A 19,133-nucleotide genomic window follows, 5' to 3' on the forward strand; every position below is an offset into this window, starting at 1 on the left:
GCGTCCGGGCTGGTGAGCATCGCGGTGGTGCCCGGCTCACCCACGAGCGGCACGCCGTGGGGGGCGACATAGGGGTTCTGCACGATGACCGCCGCCAGCGACGTTCACGTGGAATAGCTCGCTCGGTCGTATCGGCTTGCCGCGCGACGAATATTTACTCCTTTCAGCCGTTTTGGCTGGGAATGGAGCCCCAATGCGGCACCAGTCGCTGTTATGGCACCGTAATAATCGCGGCTAATCCCGCGATTGTGGCAGGGGTTGGGGTGCGGGTTTCAGTCCTACTTGAATCCGGGGCCGCTGTCGCGGATTCCTGGTAACTTTGTGAAAGTCTTCCCTGAGTGCGATCACCGCTATCGTTGGGTTGCGGTTGTGTGACAGTTCAATAACGGCCAATGTTCCTGGGGAGTTGCATATATGAAGCGAATTCGCCGTGGGGTGGTCATTCCAGTCATCGCAGGCGCCCTGCTCGCCGGGCTGACGCCCGCCTTCGCGAATCCCGCCGAAGGCGTCGGCGCGCTTAACTCCACGCAGATTCCGTTGCGATATGCGAGCCAGCAGCTGAACTGGCATCTGTGTGCCGCGAACGAGCTGCCATCGGCACCGCCTCCGGGAGCGGAGAACATGGAGTGCGCAACCTATCTGACCCCGCGAAACTGGTATCAGCCAGAAGAGGGGCGTGACCTCACCATCGCGGTCAGCAGGCTTCCGTCGTCCGGCCCGGCGACGGAGTCGGTGTTGGTCAACCCCGGCGGGCCCGGCGCGGAGGGTCGCTCTTTCATATCCCGTCTGCGCAACCAGAAACGGGTTCGGGTCAACCAGGAGATCATCGGTTTCGACCCGCGTGGTACCGGCATGAGCACGAAAATCTCCTGCGGCGGCGTACCCGCCTCGATCCCGAACGTCGACTCACGGGATCGCTCTCCCGCGAACTTGCAGCGCGCCCTTGACAACCAGAAGCAGGCGGTGGAGGCCTGCCAGCACTACTCCGGCGACCTCGGCCCGCTGATCAACACCGATCAGACCGTCCGTGACCTCGACCTGTTGCGGGTGCTGCTGAAGCGACCGAAGATCAACTGGGTCGGCTACTCGGCGGGCACGTGGCTGGGCGCCCACTACGCGCAGCGGTTCTCCAACCGCGTCGGCCGGTTCGTGCTGGACTCCGCCGTGAACTTCACCACCACCTGGCGGGAAGGGATGTTCCGAACGCAGCCGCTTGGCTTCGAACGGCGTTGGCGGCAGGACTTCCTGCCGTGGCTGGCGAAGTACGACAGGGTCTACGGATTCGGCGCCACAGACAAAGAGGCGCTGCAAACCTTTGAAGACGTCCGCGCTGCGGTGAGTCTCCGTCCGGTCGAGTACGGCGGCATGAAGATCACGCCGGACGACTTCGACTCGTTCGCCGTGACCGGCGTCTACAACAAGAACCGGTTCCACTGGATGGCCACCACGCTGGTCAATATCCGCGAGCTGACCCGCCAGGACGCCACGGCCGAGCAGAAAGCCACGGCCGTGCGGAAGATCAACGAAGCCAAGCAGAACTGGGCGGCGGACCAGCTCGGCCCGCGACCGGGTGCGCTCGACGATTCGTACCTGGCGAGCTTCTGGTCAATCCAGTGCAACGAAGGCCCCTGGCCCGGCGACCGTGAAAGCGTCATCGCGGAGTCGCAGAGCTATATCGACAAAGGGTGGAACCTGCTCGGCCCGTCGCGCCACTACCAGCCGTGCATTTTCTGGAACAAGCCGGGAGCGCCGCTGCCGGTCGTCGACGGCCGGGGTGTTCCGCCGGTGCTGATGATCCAGTCCGAGAAAGACCCGGCGACGCCGATCGAGGGTGCCCGCCTTGCGCACGCGAGGTTCGCGGGCTCCCGGATGATCACCGTCTCCGACGAAGGTGACCACGGTATCTACGCGGCGGTCCCCGTCGCCAACACACGGTTGGACAACATCGTCGACAGCTATCTCGCCGACGGCGTCCTTCCCCATGACCAGACGATCCCCGGGGTCCCGCTGCTGCCGCCGCCCGGCGCCTGATCGGGCGAAGTCCGTCGCTGACCTGCGCCGCAGTGCCCGGGCTCCGAGAGCCCGGGCACTGCGGCACATCCTGCTGACCGCTGGTCAGGGCTGCAACTCCCGGGACGGCGGCCTTCAGGTCGGCCATGGGTTCGTGGTCCTCCGCCCACCTGGCAAGGACGGAGACCGGGCGAGCAGGCTCTGCCCGAGCTCGGTGAGCCGGTACTCCGCGCCGGCCGGCGCGGTGGCCAGGACCCGCCTCTCCACCAAGCGATTGCGCTCCAGCTTGCGCAGCATCCGGTTCAGCATCTTCTTGCTGATCCCGCCGATTCGGTCGCGGAGGTCGCTGTAGCGCCGCGGACCGTCTCCCGGTCCGAACACCGTGCTCCGCGCGCGTGGGGGATGGGAAGCAGCGTCAGCTGCTGGACGTCCAGCCCGGACAACGTCTGTTCCGTCCACAATAGACTCTGGTGCTTCCGAGATGGTGCTCCGAGTGGTCGATCGAGATCTCGACCGCGCCGCCGGACGCGACGCCGCGATGAACCACAGCCTGACCGCCGCGTCCTCGCGTGAGGGGCCGATCATCCTTGTCGTCTCCACTCCGGGGAGATGGTTCGAGTGGCCCCGAGTGCTCGACTGCTCCCGTTGCCGGGCGTCGGGCACGATGTGCCGCACAAGGGGCAGGCCGGGATCGCCAAGGAGATCCTGACGCACACGGCTTGAAATATCGGGACAACCCGAACGTGTGGTGGTACGTCTACTGGGTAGAGACGGAAGCATTTCCAACACCCAGGGGGAAAAACCATGAAGACGAGGTTCGCTGTAGCGGCGCTCGCGGCCACCTTCGCCGTCGCCAGCGTTGCCGGGACCGCTCACGCGGACGGCGACAACACTCTCGGGCCGTTCGGCTACAACGACTTGAAGCTCGGCCAGTCCGAACAGGCGGCCGTGGAGACCGGCCTGCTGGTGGACGGTGAAGGCGACCAGGTCTGCCGCAGGTACTACTTCGCGCCCTCCGAGGGCAGCTCGCCCAGGGCAAGCGGTGTGTGGATCTCCGGTCTCCGGGGAGTGACCCTGATCGGTGCCACGTCGCGCATGCGGACGGCCGAGGGCATCACCGAGGGGGCGTCGCTTCACTCGCTGCGACAGCACTACCCGCAGCTGGTGCAGGACCCGGACTCCGACTGGATTCACTCAACGCCGGCTCCTGGCAACCCCAGTGCCAAGTACCGTTTCGTGGTGTACGGCGGCGTCGTTGACAGCTTCGTCCTGGAATTGAACGACCGCGCGAGCTGCTGATCCGAGCTAGCGCGCCGCGGCCATCGGCACGTCGACAAAGCATTGGGGGACAAGAAGGATCTGGCCCCGTGCGTTGGTGACACGCACCTGGTGCAGCCTGTCAGCTGCGTGTCCACCACCGTTCGTCGACGCTCTCGGGCGGTCGAAGCGGAACGACCAGTCACCGTCGAACTGAATGGCGGCGAACTGCCGGTCACGTTTGCGTTGCCCTGGATCCGATTTCGGCCGTTCGTCGCGATGACCGTGACCGGTCCGGCTGCGGTCGCGCGCCGGTCGTGCTTCGTGTCGTGCCCATCGATGTGCGCCCGCTCCATTGGAGTGGGCGCGGACACGGCGTGAGCGCCCGGTCGTCCCTGCGCTGCATCACCGGTGCCTGCGAGTGGCTGTGGAGGTGCGCCTCGCACCTCCGTTGGGAATCCTCAACGCCTGTCGTCGACTGGGGACGCGAGATGCAACTCCGCCGCGCCCGTGGGTCCGGTCGACGTGAGGGTTGCCGGTCCACGGAGCGGCGGCGGGGCTGCCGCTGTGACGTCACTGTGCTCGGGCGGGTGTGGATGTGTGCGACTGGCCGCCGTGTGTTTTGAGGTTGGCGGCGGCCACGAGGGCGGAGACTCCGGAGACGATGCTGAACAGCCCGAAGACCTGGGCCAGGACCACGGCGCCGATGTCCGGCCGCAACGCCAGGACCACGCCGAAGGCGAGCGACACCAGGCCGGTCAACGCGAGCATCGCTCGCTGGCCTGCGGTTTCGCCACGGCCGAAAGCGAGGACGACTTCAGCGATCCCGGCGACGAACGCCCAGGCCGCGACCATGATGACGAGGACCAGTGCTGTGAGACCGGGCCAGGCGATGGCCAGGACACCCGCGGCGATGTTGACCACAGCGAGCAGCAGGCGCCCGACGACCGGCCCAGTGCCCCGGGCCGCGGTCATGAGGACCAGTTCCAGGCCGGCGTTGAAGAACGCGTATACGGCGAACAGCAGGACGAACGCGTTGATTGTGATGCCCGGCCAGGCGACCGCGACGACGCCGATGACGATCGCGAGGATGCCTCTCCACATGAGGCCTGTGTTGGTGCTGAGTCTCATTTTCTCCTCCAATCCGAACGAGGACCAGGGAGGCTGGCGCGTGCGTGCTTGATCAGAACAAAGTTGAGGTCAGTGCTGGGCGGCGAGTTCGTCGGCTTCGACTCGGCTGACGGCGGCCTCGATGATGGCGTACTCGGCCTGGTCGAGGGCGTAGAGCGCGAAGTCGACCGCGACGATGGCGTCCTGCTCGGCGTGGTCCGCGCGGTGTTCGGCCCGCCGGATGTCGCGCTCGATCTTGTGTTGTCGGGCCTTGGTCCGCATGTCGGCGAAGTGGTCGTCCAGGGTGGTCCGCAGCTCGACCCACTTCGTCTGGACATCCGTGCGTGCCTGTGCCATGCGCTTGCCGGCCTTGGCCTTCTGGTCGTCAACCGCGGACCTCAACGTGTCCAGCCGCGCCTGCAGCCGTTCCCGATCTTGCGCTACGGCGGCATGGACGACCTCCTCGGTCTTCTTCGCACGTGCGGACAGCTCACCGAGTTCATCCGAGAGTCGCTTCATCACAGAATCCTCCTCTCCCGACTGGTCCTTTCCGTCACCAGTCATCTTCCACTGTGGACTTTGCTCGTCTCGCGTCGGTTTCGGCGCTACGCCCACCATCGACCCGCCCGTACCCGGCTGTGCAGAGCCGAAAGTCCCAAAGACCGAGGGCCAACGCCCGCCTGCGCTGTGGCGCTCACCGAGTTCGGGAGCGCAAGCAGGGGGTCGCATGCTGTGGTGAGTTCGCTGGTCCGGTCATGGGCCGCGCCGCCGAACCGATCGTGTACGCCGAGGTGACCACCGGCGCCGAGAACGACCTCGACCAGGTCAGCACCCTCGCCCGGCAGGTGTTTGGCCCGTGGGGGACGCCCGAGGCGATCGGACCCCGGACCGTGCTGCCCCCACCCGGGCGGGAACGCCGCTGGGAATCGATGGTGTCGTCCTGGCTACCAAGGAACTGGTCGACCAGGAGGTCCGCGGCATCGTCGAGGAGCGCTATCACGAGGCCGTGGCAATCCTGACCGAGCACCGTGAGCGGTTGAACGCCCTCGCTTGCACGCCGCTCGACCGGGAACCCTCACTGAGGACGCCGCGGCCGTGGCGTCCGACGACCACGGATCCGTCCGGTGATGACCATTTCGAGGAGGCGTCGGCACTGTGAGCGCTCGCGGCCGTGAGAAGACCCGCCTTCACGTGGTGATCGTCGCGAATACCCACTCGGGCGGCGGCAAGCTGCGCAGGTTCCGGCTGATCGAGCGGGCCGAACGACTCGGGGCTCAAATACGAGTGATCGGCGAGGGGCAGAGCGCGTCGTCGCTCGCCCGGGCGGCGGTCGAGCAGGGGGCGGAGGTGCTGGGGGTGGCGGGCGGCGATGGGACCGTGTCGGCGGTGGCGGCCGTGGCCGCTGCGACCGACCATCCGTTGCTGGTGATCCCGGCCGGGACCCGCAACCACTTCGCCCGCGACCTCGGCCTGGACATCAGAAATCCGGGCCGGGCGTTGCCGGCCCTGCTGGAGGCGGAATCGGCGCGAGTCGACCTGGGCGTGGCCGGTTCGCGCATCTTCGTCAACAACGTCTCGTTCGGGATTTACGCCGAGGCGCTGCTGGAGCCTCGGTACCGCGAGGCCAAGGCACGCACCTTGGTGTCGTTGGCACCCGGATACATCGGAGGGCAGCGCTGGGTCGAGGCGATCGTGGACGCTCCGCAGGAGGCGATCGAGTGTCCGCAGGTGGTGCTGGTGTCCAACAATCCCTACCAGCTGTCCCCGCCGCGACACCTCGGCCGCCGGTTCGCCCTCGCCACGGGACTGCTCGGTGCGCTGGTGATCAAACGCCCGCCCGAGCCGCCCGCACCGCCGGACCTGTTGCCGCGTCTGCGCCGGGCGCTGCTGCGGCAGGCGAGCGCGGGCCTGCCCGAGACCGGAGTGGTCACCTGGTCGGCGCCGCAGGTCGTGCTGCACGGCTCGGCCCCGGGCCTGCCGGCCGGAATCGACGGTGAGCCCGTCGAGCTCTCCCTGCCCGTCCGGTGCGAGATCCGGCCCGGGGCGCTGCGGGTGCTGCTGCCGAAGCGATGGCCTGGAATGTGAAGGATGCGGCTGCCAATGCCTGCCGTCGGGGTCGGGAACCGGGTGCACGGCTGAGGGCAGCGACGGCTGGCCGGCGGAGGTGTTGGTCGTGGCAGATGAGCGGGGAGTCGGGCGTGGGCGGTGATCGCGCCGCCCAACGCCATGGGCCCGGGGGAGTCGTCCAACAGGGCGGCCGACTCGTCCACGATTTCCCGGCCTACCTGCGCGGGCCGTCGGGCAGCTCGACCGCCGTCCGCGAGATCATCGACCGGTACCAACTCGGTGAGCGGCTCGATTCCCTGGTCGTCGGCAGCAGCCTGCGTACCGGGTCGTGGGGGCGCGGAAGACCGGGACGTCGTGGTCGGCGCGCAGGGCAGGAGACGAGTGCCCGGCGCGGGCGGCTGCCTGCCATTCGCGAAACGATGTGCGCAGGACAACGCGGTGTCACGCAGCTCGGTGGCAAGGCCGAAGCGGCGGTTGACTGGCACCAGCCCGACAGAGACTCCAGGGGCGAGGATGTGGATCGGTGTGTCCGGGTTCTGGATCAGGTGATGGTAAGACGGGTTCCGTTGTGCCGCAGGGGAACAGGAATCGATCAGTCCCCGATGGCGTCCAGTCCCGCGGAAATCCTCGCCGGACCCCGCAACGGCACCCCGCGTGACGGGTAGTTCCGGAGAGGTAGTCGCGTGGGCACCACCTACGGTCGCGGGACAGCGTCGGGATTCGACCGGCATCCCCTGCGCGGAGCACGTATCAAGTGACGGTACGAGGCGCTACCCGCTCACCACGATCAGGCGTCTGGCGGGCTTCTGTAAGCGCGCAAGACGCCCCGGCACCCGTAGAGGTTGACGTGCCACGGACTGTGGCCGAGCAGCGTCCAGTTCCGGTCCAGCTCGGCGAAGAAGTCGGTCCCGCCGCAGATGTCCGGGTTCAGTTCGCCCAGATAGATGACCGTGTCCCCGGTGTAGGCGCGCAGGGCCTCGCCCGCGAGACCGCCTGAAGGCGGCCAGGAGAGCAGCAGGGCGCGCTCGGGGTGATCGGCGGGATCGGCAGGGTGGTGGTCGACGGGGTGGAACGGCTCGACGTCGTCCAGCCACGCTTCGCTGGGCGCGACATCGGTGGCGAGCACGTCCACGCCGAGCTGGGCCAGCTGCCAGGCCCAGTACCCGAGCCCGGCCCCCAGGTCGAGCACCGGCCGCCCCGCGAGCTGCTCCAGCACCCAGTCGAGGTCGCCGGGGCTCGGCAGCGCCCACGCGAGGCGGCGTTGCAGCACCCACCAGCCGAACGGGCCGTGCGGTGGAGGCAGGGCTTCCACGAGCAGCCCGGAGCCGGGAACGGGCAGGCGGCGCTCGTGCAGGGGAAGCGTGAGCGCGAGGTCCCAGTACGGGTTGACGGTGCGCTGCGGGCTGGCGGTGAGTGTGCGGATTGGTTTGCCGGACAAGGACTTCGCCTCCGAGCGGCTCCAGTGCTCGCGGGCGGTGTCGAGCAGTTCGATCGCGTGCGCCGGGATCACCGCCACGGCTGCTCCTCGGTGAAGTCGAGCAAGTCGATGGTCTTGAGCCGGTGGTCGGCCAGGCGCGGAAGCACCTCGTCCAGGGGCAGCAGTTCCGCCAACGCTTGGTGAGTTCGGTCGCCGTACCAACGGTTCTTCAACGAGGCGGTCACCTCCTGTGCGTGGTGCTCCGACAGGTTTCCTTCCAGCACGAGCGAATTCAGGAACGAGCGGATGTGCACCATCGGCTCGGACGCGGGCCGGTACGGTGGCTCGGAGGCGTGCACCAGAGCGACTTCGTCGTCGGAGAACGACGGGTCCGTGGCGAACCGTTGGTAGACGGCGCCGTAGCCGCGCATGCCCAGCACCTCCATCTCGGCGGCCCGGATCGCGCCCATCGACGACAATCCCCATACGCGCCAACCGTGTTCCAAGGCCGTACGCAGCTCCACGTGCCCTACCGCCGGGTAGTTGTGGAACGTCCCGTCGACGATGATCAGCGTACCCGGCTCCTCCGTCGAGACCAGAGCTTCGACATCGCCACGGCGCACCGGTGGGCGGACTTCGACATCAGCGGGAAACACCCGGGGCAGCCCGAAAGCGGTTGGTCCGACAAAGGCGTAGGTCGTCATGCGCGAGCTGCCAGGCGTGGGCCGACGCGGTTCAGGTCGTGGGTCAACGACTCCAGGCCGGGCACGATGACGCGGACCACGGCGAGCGGCTCGTCCACTGTGGACAACAGTACTCGATACACCTTGCGCTGTAAGGCCTTCAGTAACGAGTCGAACGCAGACTCGATGCTTGCGACGGAGTGGGTCGGGATCTCCGAGTACCGCACCGGGTCCGTCGCGTCGGTGACCCGTGCTCGCAGCGCCGCCACCTCGCCGTCGCGCGGACGGTAGGGGCCTCGCGCGAGCAGGTCGTCACGCCCGCCGTGGATGCTGGTCAGCCGGGACTGGGCTGCCTCGCACAGCCCGCGCACCGCGGCGATGTCGCGAACGGGGTGCAGCCCGGCGCCGTGGGCGATCGCGATCGGCGTGTCGTCCTCGGGCTCCAGGAGGAAACCCGCCACGTACGGCAGCCCGAACTCGTTCGGCGTGTACCGCAGCACTGCGCGCAGGCCCGCCGCTTCGACCTTCGCGACCAGTTCGGCCACCTCCGGCGGCGGGCTGTCCAGCTCCACCAGTCGCGAGCGGTCCGCGATGTGGTTGAAGGCGTTGACATCGCGCTCGATGACCTCGGCCAGCCCGTGCACCGTCGCTTCGTCAACGGTGTTACCTGAGCTGAGGCCGTTGGTGCTGGTGCCGAACAATCGCTGCCCGGGGTTCTCCTGGTAGGGCGAGAACACCAGTTCGGCGGGCAGCGCGATCCTCGTGCCGTCGACCACGTCCTCCGCCATGACGCACACCAACCGCCCGTGCGGGTCGACCGGCTTGCCCAGCAACGGGCACAGGTCCACGAAGTCGAACTCCGCGCCCGGCTGGCTCGCGACCTCGTGCGGCGTCGAGTCGAAGACCTCGACCGTGCGGGCGCCGTACTCCGCCCGTGCGAACTCGATCGCCTCCATGAGCGCGCCGACCCTGGCTTCCTCGGTCCGCACACCCTTGCCCGCGGTTACGCACAGCGAGCCGGGTGCCGCCGACGGTCTGATGCTCGCGAACACCGGGATGCCGATGCTGTCCAGCCACGTCGTGTCCGTGACCCTCGTGACCCCCAGTTCCGCCGCGACCGCTTCGGCCCGGGCCGCCGTCTCCGCCAGCGGCGCCGAGCGCAGGCTCGACGTCAAGCGGTGCATCAGTCCCCCAGGGCAGGTGCGGCAGGGCACCCTCGGCGCCCCGCCACCGTCGCTACTCCGCGTTCATCCCCATGTGCATGACGAACCCGGCGCGGGTCACGCCGTCCTCTTCGAGCATGGCCCAGAACTTCTCTGTCGTGTCCTGGTCCAAGGCGAAGCCTTCCGGCTGCTGTGCCGCCATCCGACCGTCCCCCGTTCTGGTCTCGGTGTGTCCGCGCGACCGTAAGCACGCCGGACGCTTTCTCGCAGGGAAACCAACTCACTGTTGAATCCGGCAGCTGGGGGCGTCCGCGGGCAGCCCGAACGCGGCTTTCGCCTTGGGGGCCGGGTCCGGGCTCTCGCGGCCGACAGAGCGGCGCACCTCCGCGTACCCGGCTTCGCTGAACATGCGCCGCAGCATCGCGTCGTTCCCGGCTCCGTCCACGGGAACCTCCACATTCAGCACCTGGTTTCCCCTGAGCGTGACCACGACCGCGCCGCTGCTGCCCGCGCTGCTCGCCAGACACCTCTCGACCCGCGTGTAGTCCATGCAGGTCGCGAGCACACCGACGCGCACCATGTCGCCGTCGCGCCGCGTCTCCACAGCGCGCGTCGCACAGAACCACCGCCCGCCGCTCTTGGTCGGCCACGTGAGCTTCCCGTTGGTGAGCAGTGCCGAGTGCACCGCCGGGGTTACTTCGCGGACCAAGTCCTCGTCCAGCTCCGGCTTCGGATCGTTCCGCAGTAGCACCACCGTCGTGGCCACGGCGATCCCCGCTCCCACGATCAGCGCGATGCGGCTGCGGCTCGACACGGCGGCTCCCCAGGTGTGTGACTGCCAGCTTCAACTCAACGTCGGCCGATCGGGCTGTGCGTCGGCGGGGCGGCAGACCCCGCTCCACCAGCCGTTCCTGCTCGGCGGGCGGCACGCGCACCGGAGCCGTCGAGCCGACACCGAGCCGCTGCGCGATCCACCCGGCGATCGCCTCCGGCACCGTCAGGGTAGCCGGGAGAGGCCGTCCTTCGCGGCGTGCAGCAGGTCGTGCACCCCCTCTGCGGCCGGGTCCGAGCTGCCCGCGGTGTGCTCCTGCCGCTGCGTCGCGGCGTCGTCCAGAGCCTGCCCGGCGTCGGCGAGAATGCTGCACCGGCAGCGCGTCCACCACGGCACGCGCAGCCTCGGCCTCCTCCCGCTGGTTGTGGCGGGTCACGCGGAAGGCGTGGAGCCCTCAGGAGATCGGCGGCAACTTCGCGGCGATGGCGGCGGCGAGCTTGGTGGTCTGCTCGCACGCGGTCGCCGAGTCGTCGATCTGCGTCGTGTAGTTGAAGTGCACCGAGAAGAGGACCGCGAGGGCCATGGGAAGACGCGGGCCACGAGTACGCACGACGGGATCCTAGGGAACGATTCTGGTTCAACCGGCCATTTCGCGCCCGGATGAAACCTGACATCTCACAGCGCCGGGCAATGCCAACCGAAGGTTGACCCAGCGCACGGACGGCGTAGGCGTCGTGATCTCAACCGCGCGACCGCGCACATGGGTACTGCGTGCGGCATCCCGCTGGAGGCCGGAGAAGGTCTGGGTCGCGCGCACCATGCGGTGGCCGGTCCCGCTGGGTGAGGCGGGTGCTTGGGGCCTGTCCTCAAAGCCAGATGGTGAGGGTGGCCAGGTCGGTCACGGCTCGATAGGACAAAGCGGTCTTGTCGTGGCGGGTGGCGATGGCGTGGAACTGTTTGCGTCGCCGGTTGACGCAGCGTTCGACGACGTTGCGGTGGTGGTATGCGGTGCGGTCGAAGGTCGAGGACTTCCAGCGGGGGCTTAGAACTCAGTTCCTCCATGGGGGCGGAGGACGTGACTGCTGTTGTAGCGGCGTAGCAGTTGCGTTCCCGCGGCGCGATCGCGTCAAGTAGGTCGGTGGTCTCCGGCTCCCGGCCGCGGGCCCGCGCGACCATCGCGACATGTCCTTGTGCTGCAATGCTGAGTGCAATGCGAGCGGCGCACGTTTTCGTCGGGGGGTGAATCAGGGCGACCAACGGTGCGGGGAGCACTACTTTGAGTGCTCCCCGATGAGGAGAACCATGTCCAGAACCGCACTCGCCCTAGCACTCGCCACCGCCGCCGCCGTTGTCCTGACGCCGACCGCCAACGCGGACCTGCGGTGCCCGGACGACCACGTCTGCATGTGGGAGCACGAGAACTACTCTGGCACCCGCTACATCTTCGTCAATCCTCCCAGCGGCACCACCTACTACGAGATCGACTGGTGGCACGGGGACAACGAGATCAGTTCCCTGCTGAATTTCACCAACTGCACAATCACCCTCTTCGACAAGGACCTCGACGCCAGTGGCTTGTCCTGGGACATCCCCTCGAAGACGTGGGTACCGCATTTGGGCCGCTTCGGCGCTAACGACAGGGCGGAGAGCTTCGCGGCCCGCTGTCCGTGAAGAACGACCGCACCTGGGGTTCCCGCTACCTCCGGTCCAGCTTCGAGTACGGCCATGAGTCGAGCGTTCTGGTGTGCGACAAGGAGCCGGACGACAGCTACGTGCGGGGATACTTCACGATGTTCGACGGCCAGACGATCACCCTCAGAAACGACTTCTCCTCGAAGTGCGCTTCAAGGCACATGCAGGCCCCGGAAAGCAGATTCGTAGTTTCTCCGTGCGCGAGGACGGCGACGGATGCTCCCTGACGGTGTACCTCGAGGGGCGATCGGCTGAGCGACGCCGAGGAACGAGCCGCGACCAGGTGGACCCTCGCGTTTGCGCACAGGATGAAAACGCTGGACCAGCGCGACGCGTCTTCCTACCTTCACGCGAGCACCATCAACTTCTTCGATCATGAAAGGTCGTCATGCGCAGCACGCGAGGCAAGGTCGGCACCGTTGCACTCCTCACCCTGTCCACGATGTTCTTGAGCGCACTTCCGGCGATGGCCGCGACCGACGACAGGATCTACGACGGCTGGGACGTCGCCGGCGCCGAGAATTCCCGTCCTTCAGGAAATTACAAATCGGTTATCAGCCTGTGCGACGAGGAGCTGGACGGAAATTCCGTTTACGCCGAGTTCTACACGTACGGCGGCGCGCGCATCGATCTCTCCGATGCCGCCCTCAACGGGTGCGCTCGGCGCACGCTGTGGGGAGAGCACAACCAGATTCGCAGCTTCCGGATTCGCGAAGAAGGCGGCGCGTGGTCTCCGCTGGCGATCCTCGACAAGGCCTGAACGGCTGCGCCCAGCATCAAGCCCAGGCCCGTTCCGAACGGGCCTGGGCTTTTTCGTGACCACGAGAACCTGAATGCGAACGTTGTTTTTCTCGATGGCCGTGCGGATGAGCGACGCGACGCGATCGACACGGTGCTCGCGGCCGAGCCGGACGGCGACGCGCTCACGGACGAGGAGCTGGTCAACGGGCATGAGACGACGAAGACGCCGCTGGTGAACACCGTGCTGTGCTTGGCGGAGTTCCCAGAAACACGCGATGACATCCCGCGCGCGGTGGAGGAAGTCCTGCGCTTCCTGCCGCCCGTCGGCGGCACGGATCGGTTCACGACGCGGCCGACGACGATCGCAGGACACCGCTTCGAAGCGCGGCGCACGCCGAACAAGCACCGGTCCTTCGGCAACGGCGTGCACTTCTGCCTCGGCGCGCACCTCGCCCACGCGGAACTAACCCTGGCGGCGAGCGCCCTGACGGAGTGGCTCCCCGGCCTGTGGGACCTGCCCGCCGACCAGATCGCCCTCCAACGCACGCCCGTGGGGATCGACGTGCTCGAACTCGTGTTGACTCAGCGCTGATCGAGGTAGGCCCGCGCCCGCGCGAAGATCGTCGAGCAGGCCGGGCAGACCTCGGAGGAGGTGCTCCTCGCGGATGTGGACAGTGCGGGGTGCGTCGTTAGGGCGGGTGTGCCGCGCTGCCCGAGTACAACGAGGAGATCCCATTACCGCACGGCTCAGACGACCGAGGCGCGGAACGGGTCAGTGGGGATGATCGCCGCGTCGTCGAAACGCTGTTCGAGGGCTTCGTGCCCGTGCTCCCTGCGGAACTCGATCTCGGCCGTGGTCACCGGCAGCGCCCATAGGATTCGCGCGTGCCCCCCTGGCATCGGGCAGACTTCGAGGTCCGGTCCGTGCAGGTACGGCAGGCTGATCAACAGCTGGTCGCAGACCGAGCCCGGCACCCACGGCTCACCGATCGGCAGGCTGTGCTCCACGTCGAGCTGATGCCCTCCGCAGTGGTAGTAGGCGATCATCTCCATGAGGTCGATGAACCGCTGGTGGCGAACTGCCGAGGTCATCACGAACTCCACCCCGCACCCGTCCTCCTGCATCCGCGCCCAGCATCCGGCGGTCACGTAGACCCAGCCCCCGCCCCGCGGTCCTGGCCCGACGACCAGCACTCTCAGCGCCGGCACCACGTCCTGCCTTGACCCGAGATCGCAGTCGACCACGTCCACGTCGTGCCCCTCGAAGAAGACCCGGACGTGCGCTTCTACCGCTTCGGCTGCCGCCTGCGTGGCGTTGTTCACCGCTCAAGCTTCTCAGACACGTGGACCGGAGCACGGCGAGCGGGGGAGGTGAGGCGACACAAGGGTGGTGCGATCGGTGTCCGGGCTCGTCAGAGGCATCGAGGTCACGCGCGTGGTCGAGAGAGTCCACGACGATCACCGGTCTGCGGCCACTGCTGGTGACGGAGTCGAGAAGGTCGGCCGGACTGGAGGACTCGGCCGCCCCGCGACGACGCGCCGCCGCCGACCACCCCCGAGTGGACCTTCGAGCACCCATCACGTCCTGCCCGCGCCGCAAAAACTGCCACCAAGCACCGCTGACTTTGTTGGACGCCAAGGGCTTCTCGACGACTTGGACCACCACTCTCTTACCCCACGGATCATCGGATCCGCGGGGGTGTTCCTCCGCAGGGGCAAGTCCGTCCGGGGACGGCCTCATCCTGCAGGCGAGTTCTCCGCGTGCTCGGGGAGTTCGCGGTCGTGGATGCCCGCGCCGTGCCATCACCGGTAGCGCGGCATGGTTTCCAGCCAAGGACTCGTAGCTCATTGTGAGCTGCCATTGCACGGACCGGGCTGGCGATGAGCGGTTGCCCCGGAACCGTGAGTTGAGATGTGGTCGGTCGGTGCGTGCGTAGCCTGTTTGGGGCGCGGCTTTCGTCCAGTGTTGGTGCTGGGGTGTGAGGGAATCGTGGCCAGGCAAGTGGGTGGTCTTCCGGCGGAGCTGTCCAGTTTCGTGGATCGGCGCCAGGAGCGCGGCGAGGTGAAGCGACTGCTGATGGCCTCGCATCTGGTGACGGTCACCGGGGTCGGTGGGGTGGGGAAGACTCGCCTGGCGTTGCGCGTGGCCAGGGAGGTGCGCAGGTCTTTCACCGACGGGGTGCGGTGGGTGGAGCTGTCCGCGCTGCAGGACCCCGATCTACTCGCCTATGCGGTGGCCGAGGCGTTGGGGATCAAGGATTCGACGCTGCGGCCGATGGTTCAGGTGCTGTCCGAGTTTCTGCGGACCCGGAGCCTGCTGCTGGTGCTGGACACGTGCGAGCATCTGGTGGATGCGTGCGCGAGCCTGATCGACCGGCTGTTGCGGGCGGCGCCACAGGTGCGGGTGCTGGCGACCAGCCGGCAGGTTCTGGGGATGACCGGGGAGCGGGTGTACGTGGTGCTGCCGTTGGCGGCGCGGCGGCCTGGCGCGGGATTCTCCGACCGGGTGGAGTTGTTCGTGCAGCGGGCTCAGGCCGCCGGCGGGGAATTCGCGCTGACCGAGCACAACCGTGACGTGGTCGTACGGCTGTGCGATCGCCTGGACGGGATTCCGCTGGCGATCGAGCTGGCGGCGGTGCGGGCGCGGGCACTGCCGGTCGAGCAGTTGCTGGATCGGTTGGGCAGCGAACTCAGGGTGTTGACCGGTGCGCGCCGGGGTGAGCCGGCTCGACATGCGACGCTGCAGGCGGCGATCGGGTGGAGTCACGAGTTGTGCGCGCCGATGGAGCAGATGATGTGGGCGCGGGTGTCTGTGTTCGCCGGAGCCTTCGACCTCCCCACCGTCGAACAGGTGTGTGTCGACGAACGGCTCCCGGCCGGTGAGGTGGCCGGGTTGCTGGCCGGTTTGGTGGACAAGTCCATCCTGTTGCGCGAGGACCACTCCGGCGGAACGCGTTACCGTCTGCTGGACACGCTGCGCGCCTACGGGCTCGACCGACTGCGGCAGGCCGATGAGGAAACCGTGCTGCTGCGGCGGCACCGTGACCACTACCTACGCCTGGCCAAGCAGTTCGAGGCCAACTGGTGCGGCCCGCGCCAGGTCAGCTGGCGCCACCGGCTCAAACGCGAGCACGCCAACCTACGGGCCGCCATGGACTTCTGCCTCAGCCACCGGGCAGAACACCGGGCCGGGCTGGCCTTGGCCGGCACGCTGCGGTCCTACTGGTACGCGTGTGGGTCCGTGCGAGAGGGGCGGCACTATCTGGACCGTCTGCTGGACCTAGCCCCGGTGGCGTCCAGTCCCGCGCTGACCACCGCACTGTGGGTGTGCTCCTGGCTGGCGGTGGTTCAGGGCGACCTCACCGCGGCAGAGGCGAGACTGACCCAGTGCCGACCGCACGCCGAACGGCACGGTGACATCGCCGCGGCCGGGTGGATCGCCCACAACGCCGGGGTAGCCGCGCTGCTTCGGGGTGACCTCACGCAGGCTGTGACATGGGGTGAGCAGGCCGAAAGCCTGCACCGGAACGGCGGCGACAGCGGCATCGGACTGCTCCTCGCCCTTGCGGTGCAGTCGATATCCTCGGCTCTGGCCAACGAGGTCGACCGTGCGATCGCCGTGGCGGAGCAAGGCCGGGCCGAGTGCGATCGACACGGCGAACGCTGGATGCGCTCCAACTTCGACTACCTGCACGCCCTGGCGGACATGAAGCGCGGCAATCTCGATGCGGCGGTGGCCTGCGCCCGCGATGGGCTGCGGTACAAACGCCCGCTGGGCGACAACAACCTCGGGCTCGCCTTGACCCTGGACCTTCTCGCGTCGGCCGCCGCGGCCCAGGGCCAGGCCGACCGCGCCGCCCGGCTGCTCGGCGTCGCCCACCAGGTCTGGCACACCTTCGGCCTTCCCCAGAGCGGCTCCCCCGACCTGGTCGCCGACCGGCAGCACTGCGAACGGCAAGCCCGCGCCGCTCTCGGCGACACCGCCTACCAAACCGCCTTCGGCGCCGGAGCAGACCTCGATCTCGACACCGCCATCGGCTACGCCCTCGGTGAACAACCACCGCTTGTCCGGCACCCGACCGCCTGGGCACCACTGACCCAGCGCGAACGCCAAGTCGCCGAACTCATCGCCGACGGACTGACCACCGAACAAATCGCCACCCGGCTGATCATCGTCAAGCGCACCGCCGACAACCACATCGCACACATCCTCGCCAAACTCGGCTTCACCAACCGCAGCCACATCGCCGCCTGGGCCATCCAGCAACGCGCCACCGCCCACTCCGACGATCCCACCGACGGCGGCCGCCGCCGATAACGCACTCTCAAGCCGGTGGCGCGCACGACGAAACCGGCTTCCGGCAACCTCCTGGTCGACGTCTCGTGGAACTGGGTGCACGACGAACGACAACGCTCGACCTTCTCGTCGAAGGACAGTTCCGCGTCGACCTCACCACCGGCAGCGCCACCCTCACGCGGCAAGGCGACTACCTCCTGTGGGGACCAGCCCGGAGACGGGGCTTCTCATCCTGGTTGCCGATGAGGAGTTCTTATCGGCAACCAGGAGTGGCTCGCAGCGGTGTTGCTCGGAGCTGTTCGAACTTCTCATCCTGTCAAGCAACATCTCACCCCGACGCCCCCTCCTCGCCGGCGCGAATGAAGCGTGCGTCGTGGCCGACCACCTCGACTGAGCGGGGCCCGTCGACGCGTCCACGGTGCCGGTCCCCGCTTCGCGCGCGGCCGTGCTGCGCAGCAGCGCCTTGGTGGGCATGCAGGCCCAGTAGGAGCATTCACCACCGAGTAGCGATGACGATGACGTCGAACGCTGGTGTGATCGGCTATGTCAGTTGCTGGTGCTCCGGACGGAGCTGCGTCCGAGGCGCAAGGCGGAGACGAGGAAGAAGAAGCCGCCGAGCAGGGCGTAGCCGGCCAGGTTGCGCAGTGAGGCGTCCGGGGCGGCGGCCTGCAGGAGGAACGAGATCCCGGCGAGTGTGGAGATGGCGCCGCTGGCGATCATCGCCCACTGGCCGCCGAGGGCGCGTCGCCGCAGCGCGACGACCAACTGGACAAGGCCCGCTACGACGGCCCAGACCCCCCACACCCGCAGGGCCGCCGGGATGCCGGACGTGACCGCGAAGACGAGTCCGCCGGCGGCGATCACACTGATCGCGATGTTGGCGTAGAGGCCTGGGGCGGACCGGCTCGCCCGGGAGGAGCGGGCATCGACGACGGCGGCGCCCACGTCGAACAGCGGGTAGATCACGAGCAGGGCCGCGCTCACCGGCCCGATGCTCGACGCGGTCGGGAAGAGCACGACAGCCCAGGTCAGAGCGAACCCGAAACGAACGAAGTAGAGCCGGCGAAGCGACGACGCGGCGGTGGCAGGGGCGGTAGTCGTGGTCATGGCAGTTCCTCAGGTTGTTCCAGTAGAAAGACCGTTCTCTCTTGCGCCGCGTAGCGTGGCACGACACGTCGGCGATTGCAAGACCGATCGTTCTTTCTGCTACCATGAGGTCATGGCCACCCGGACCCGCCCCGCCCACGACAGCCCGAACGGCAGCCCGTCGGGAGAGCCGGTCCGGTCCGAGGCGCGGGATCGGCTGCTGTCCACAGCCAGCGGGCTGTTCTACCGCGAAGGCATCCGGGCGGTCGGGGTCGAGCGGATCCTCGCCGAGGCCCCGACCACGCGGGCGACGTTCTACCGGCACTTCCCCTCGAAAGAAGACCTCGTGATCGCCTACCTGCGCGGCGTCGATACCGACACGCGGGCCGGCGTGCAGGCCGCCGTCGAGGCCGCAGCGTCCCCGGCCGACGCCCTGCGCGCGATCGGGACTGCCGTCGCCGACAGCCTGGCCTCGCCGGAGTTCCGCGGCTGCGCGTTCCTCAAGGCCGCCGCCGAGTACCCCGACCCCGACGACCGGGTGCGCCAGGTGATCCTCGAGCACCGAGCCTGGTACACGACCACGCTCACCGAGCTCTTCGCGCAGGTCTTCGGGAACTCACCACGGCGCGGCAAACCAGAGCACGCCGCCCGACACTTCGTCATGATGCGCGACGGCGCCATGAGCGGCGCCCACCTCGACGGCGTCGACAGCGTCGGCGACGCTTTCCGCCGCGGCGTCGAGGGCCTGCTCACCGTCCTTCACTGAGCACACACGCAGCATCGGTCCACGAGCTCGGGCGCCCTTGGCGGGCGGGACGACGAGCAGGCGGCGGCCGCC

Annotated in this window: 21 protein-coding genes and 1 pseudogene; 10 read left to right on the forward strand and 12 right to left on the reverse strand. The window is 68.1% G+C overall.

Annotation, left to right across the window (positions count from 1 at the left end; translation table 11 throughout):
- Positions 1 to 414: 414 nt before the first annotated feature.
- Positions 415 to 2,031 (forward strand): alpha/beta hydrolase, encoded by a 1,617-nt coding sequence (locus BLT28_RS05010; RefSeq protein ID WP_030432206.1) that lies wholly within the window; start codon positions 415 to 417, stop codon positions 2,029 to 2,031.
- A 114-nt stretch (positions 2,032 to 2,145) separates the two neighbouring features.
- Here the strand turns inward: BLT28_RS05010 and BLT28_RS41190 are convergent, their stop codons facing one another.
- A complete protein-coding gene (locus tag BLT28_RS41190) occupies positions 2,146 to 2,391 on the reverse strand; it encodes a winged helix-turn-helix transcriptional regulator (RefSeq protein WP_052407878.1) in 246 nt (81 codons plus the stop codon).
- Positions 2,392 to 2,814: 423 nt separating this feature from the next.
- Here BLT28_RS41190 and BLT28_RS05020 point away from each other — a divergent pair, with 423 nt between their 5' ends.
- Positions 2,815 to 3,309 (forward strand): hypothetical protein, encoded by a 495-nt coding sequence (locus BLT28_RS05020; RefSeq protein WP_030432205.1) that lies wholly within the window; start codon positions 2,815 to 2,817, stop codon positions 3,307 to 3,309.
- 531 nt (positions 3,310 to 3,840) lie between these two features.
- Here the strand turns inward: BLT28_RS05020 and BLT28_RS05025 are convergent.
- Together BLT28_RS05025 and BLT28_RS05030 are read right to left on the reverse strand one after the other, a co-directional pair.
- The gene (locus BLT28_RS05025; RefSeq protein WP_197683975.1) at positions 3,841 to 4,371 is read right to left on the reverse strand and encodes an HdeD family acid-resistance protein; all 531 of its coding nucleotides are present in this window, start codon (positions 4,369 to 4,371) and stop codon (positions 3,841 to 3,843) included.
- Positions 4,372 to 4,467: 96 nt separating this feature from the next.
- Positions 4,468 to 4,896 (reverse strand): hypothetical protein, encoded by a 429-nt coding sequence (locus BLT28_RS05030; RefSeq protein WP_030432203.1) that lies wholly within the window; start codon positions 4,894 to 4,896, stop codon positions 4,468 to 4,470.
- Positions 4,897 to 5,132: 236 nt separating this feature from the next.
- Between BLT28_RS05030 and BLT28_RS42785 the strand changes: the two are divergent.
- From BLT28_RS42785 to BLT28_RS05040, 3 genes and pseudogenes are all read left to right on the forward strand, one after another.
- Positions 5,133 to 5,210 (forward strand): annotated as a pseudogene (locus tag BLT28_RS42785) (hypothetical protein); the annotation flags it as partial.
- A 23-nt stretch (positions 5,211 to 5,233) separates the two neighbouring features.
- Positions 5,234 to 5,536, forward strand: a complete 303-nt coding sequence (locus tag BLT28_RS41700; RefSeq protein WP_030432202.1) for a hypothetical protein — start codon at positions 5,234 to 5,236, stop codon at positions 5,534 to 5,536.
- Complete coding sequence (locus tag BLT28_RS05040) at positions 5,533 to 6,462, forward strand: diacylglycerol/lipid kinase family protein (RefSeq protein WP_052407876.1); 930 nt, start codon at positions 5,533 to 5,535, stop codon at positions 6,460 to 6,462. The genes BLT28_RS41700 and BLT28_RS05040 overlap by 4 nt, the downstream gene beginning before the upstream one ends.
- 769 nt (positions 6,463 to 7,231) lie before the next feature.
- Here BLT28_RS05040 and BLT28_RS05045 read toward each other — a convergent pair.
- From BLT28_RS05045 to BLT28_RS39795, 7 genes are all read right to left on the reverse strand, one after another.
- Positions 7,232 to 7,960 (reverse strand): methyltransferase domain-containing protein, encoded by a 729-nt coding sequence (locus tag BLT28_RS05045; protein WP_052407875.1) that lies wholly within the window; start codon positions 7,958 to 7,960, stop codon positions 7,232 to 7,234.
- The gene (locus BLT28_RS05050; RefSeq protein ID WP_081900637.1) at positions 7,951 to 8,565 is read right to left on the reverse strand and encodes a TfuA-like protein; all 615 of its coding nucleotides are present in this window, start codon (positions 8,563 to 8,565) and stop codon (positions 7,951 to 7,953) included. Before BLT28_RS05050 ends, BLT28_RS05045 begins: the two co-directional genes overlap by 10 nt.
- Positions 8,562 to 9,728, reverse strand: coding sequence for a YcaO-like family protein (locus BLT28_RS05055; RefSeq protein ID WP_030432198.1), 1,167 nt, complete (start codon positions 9,726 to 9,728; stop codon positions 8,562 to 8,564). Before BLT28_RS05055 ends, BLT28_RS05050 begins: the two co-directional genes overlap by 4 nt.
- Positions 9,729 to 9,780: 52 nt before the next feature.
- The gene (locus tag BLT28_RS42405) at positions 9,781 to 9,909 is read right to left on the reverse strand and encodes a hypothetical protein (RefSeq protein ID WP_269459633.1); all 129 of its coding nucleotides are present in this window, start codon (positions 9,907 to 9,909) and stop codon (positions 9,781 to 9,783) included.
- Positions 9,910 to 9,987: 78 nt separating this feature from the next.
- Complete coding sequence (locus BLT28_RS05060) at positions 9,988 to 10,521, reverse strand: hypothetical protein (RefSeq protein ID WP_030432197.1); 534 nt, start codon at positions 10,519 to 10,521, stop codon at positions 9,988 to 9,990.
- A gap of 183 nt (positions 10,522 to 10,704) precedes the next feature.
- Complete coding sequence (locus tag BLT28_RS39790; protein ID WP_156051462.1) at positions 10,705 to 10,875, reverse strand: hypothetical protein; 171 nt, start codon at positions 10,873 to 10,875, stop codon at positions 10,705 to 10,707.
- A 58-nt stretch (positions 10,876 to 10,933) separates the two neighbouring features.
- Positions 10,934 to 11,089 carry a hypothetical protein gene (locus tag BLT28_RS39795; protein WP_156051460.1) on the reverse strand — a complete coding sequence of 52 codons (156 nt, stop codon included), beginning with the start codon at positions 11,087 to 11,089 and terminating at the stop codon, positions 10,934 to 10,936.
- 692 nt (positions 11,090 to 11,781) lie between these two features.
- Here BLT28_RS39795 and BLT28_RS05070 point away from each other — a divergent pair.
- The 3 genes from BLT28_RS05070 to BLT28_RS05085 all read left to right on the forward strand — a co-directional run bounded on the left by BLT28_RS05070 (position 11,782) and on the right by BLT28_RS05085 (position 13,504).
- Positions 11,782 to 12,150 (forward strand): peptidase inhibitor family I36 protein, encoded by a 369-nt coding sequence (locus BLT28_RS05070; protein ID WP_030432196.1) that lies wholly within the window; start codon positions 11,782 to 11,784, stop codon positions 12,148 to 12,150.
- Between the two features lie 409 nt (positions 12,151 to 12,559).
- On the forward strand, positions 12,560 to 12,931 hold the full coding sequence (locus BLT28_RS05080) for a hypothetical protein (protein WP_030432194.1): 372 nt from the start codon (positions 12,560 to 12,562) through the stop codon (positions 12,929 to 12,931).
- Positions 12,932 to 13,063: 132 nt separating this feature from the next.
- Positions 13,064 to 13,504 (forward strand): cytochrome P450 family protein, encoded by a 441-nt coding sequence (locus BLT28_RS05085; protein ID WP_030432193.1) that lies wholly within the window; start codon positions 13,064 to 13,066, stop codon positions 13,502 to 13,504.
- A gap of 155 nt (positions 13,505 to 13,659) precedes the next feature.
- Here the strand turns inward: BLT28_RS05085 and BLT28_RS05090 are convergent, their stop codons facing one another.
- A complete protein-coding gene (locus BLT28_RS05090) occupies positions 13,660 to 14,235 on the reverse strand; it encodes a suppressor of fused domain protein (RefSeq protein ID WP_030432192.1) in 576 nt (191 codons plus the stop codon).
- 667 nt (positions 14,236 to 14,902) lie between these two features.
- On the opposite strand from BLT28_RS05090, the gene BLT28_RS05095 reads away from it, so the two are divergent.
- Entirely contained in the window at positions 14,903 to 17,230 is a 2,328-nt protein-coding gene (locus tag BLT28_RS05095; protein WP_231950626.1) for an ATP-binding protein, read from the forward strand.
- Between the two features lie 525 nt (positions 17,231 to 17,755).
- Here BLT28_RS05095 and BLT28_RS05105 read toward each other — a convergent pair.
- Positions 17,756 to 18,316 carry a hypothetical protein gene (locus tag BLT28_RS05105; protein ID WP_030432189.1) on the reverse strand — a complete coding sequence of 187 codons (561 nt, stop codon included), beginning with the start codon at positions 18,314 to 18,316 and terminating at the stop codon, positions 17,756 to 17,758.
- 112 nt (positions 18,317 to 18,428) lie between these two features.
- Here BLT28_RS05105 and BLT28_RS05110 point away from each other — a divergent pair, with 112 nt between their 5' ends.
- The gene (locus BLT28_RS05110; RefSeq protein WP_030432188.1) at positions 18,429 to 19,061 is read left to right on the forward strand and encodes a TetR/AcrR family transcriptional regulator; all 633 of its coding nucleotides are present in this window, start codon (positions 18,429 to 18,431) and stop codon (positions 19,059 to 19,061) included.
- Positions 19,062 to 19,133: the final 72 nt, after the last annotated feature.

It is taken from the genome of Allokutzneria albata (assembly GCF_900103775.1).
In the GTDB taxonomy this organism is placed as follows: domain Bacteria; phylum Actinomycetota; class Actinomycetes; order Mycobacteriales; family Pseudonocardiaceae; genus Allokutzneria; species Allokutzneria albata.

Excerpts from the sequence above, each read along its gene's own strand:
- BLT28_RS05010 (WP_030432206.1), top strand. The coding sequence starts at position 415 with ATGAAGCGAATTCGCCGTGGGGTGGTCATTCCAGTCATCGCAGGCGCC.
- BLT28_RS05020 (WP_030432205.1), top strand. The coding sequence starts at position 2,815 with ATGAAGACGAGGTTCGCTGTAGCGGCGCTCGCGGCCACCTTCGCCGTC.
- BLT28_RS05025 (WP_197683975.1), bottom strand. The coding sequence starts at position 4,371 with ATGTGGAGAGGCATCCTCGCGATCGTCATCGGCGTCGTCGCGGTCGCC.
- BLT28_RS05030 (WP_030432203.1), bottom strand. The coding sequence starts at position 4,896 with ATGAAGCGACTCTCGGATGAACTCGGTGAGCTGTCCGCACGTGCGAAG.
- BLT28_RS05050 (WP_081900637.1), bottom strand. The coding sequence starts at position 8,565 with ATGACGACCTACGCCTTTGTCGGACCAACCGCTTTCGGGCTGCCCCGG.
- BLT28_RS05055 (WP_030432198.1), bottom strand. The coding sequence starts at position 9,728 with ATGCACCGCTTGACGTCGAGCCTGCGCTCGGCGCCGCTGGCGGAGACG.
- BLT28_RS42405 (WP_269459633.1), bottom strand. The coding sequence starts at position 9,909 with ATGGCGGCACAGCAGCCGGAAGGCTTCGCCTTGGACCAGGACACGACA.
- BLT28_RS05070 (WP_030432196.1), top strand. The coding sequence starts at position 11,782 with ATGTCCAGAACCGCACTCGCCCTAGCACTCGCCACCGCCGCCGCCGTT.
- BLT28_RS05080 (WP_030432194.1), top strand. The coding sequence starts at position 12,560 with ATGCGCAGCACGCGAGGCAAGGTCGGCACCGTTGCACTCCTCACCCTG.
- BLT28_RS05105 (WP_030432189.1), bottom strand. The coding sequence starts at position 18,316 with ATGACCACGACTACCGCCCCTGCCACCGCCGCGTCGTCGCTTCGCCGG.
- BLT28_RS05110 (WP_030432188.1), top strand. The coding sequence starts at position 18,429 with ATGGCCACCCGGACCCGCCCCGCCCACGACAGCCCGAACGGCAGCCCG.